Source organism: Photorhabdus sp. P32 (assembly GCF_038085095.1).
GTDB lineage: Bacteria > Pseudomonadota > Gammaproteobacteria > Enterobacterales > Enterobacteriaceae > Photorhabdus > Photorhabdus luminescens.
The window spans coordinates 1-306 of the sequence record NZ_JAZGJN010000011.1; the positions used below are offsets into that span (position 1 = coordinate 1).

1 pseudogene is annotated in these 306 nt (G+C 52.0%); it reads right to left on the bottom strand.

Features of this window, described 5'->3' with window-relative positions:
* Positions 1-269: pseudogene (locus V2H77_RS00025) on the bottom strand (hypothetical protein); the annotation flags it as partial.
* Positions 270-306: the final 37 nt, after the last annotated feature.

Sequence of the window (306 nt, forward strand, 5' to 3'; positions counted from 1 at the left end):
TCGTTTAGCCAGTCTAAAGTCTGATGATCACCATGCTTCCGTGCATTACCGTTAACATATACCTTGCCAGAAGTGCCTTCATTGCCGGCTGTTCCATCAGTACCATCTTCACCAGATACTCCGGGAGGGCCATCAGTCCTTCCCCCACTATTAGCACCGCTTCCCCCACCGAATCCGCCTCTTCCTCCTCTTCCGCTCGATCCTCCTCTTCCGCCATCCCCTCGATGTGACAAAGCATTAATTATCGGTTGACCCTGAGTGAAACTCACATAGATGTTACCACCGTCCCCACCTTTACCCCCATTC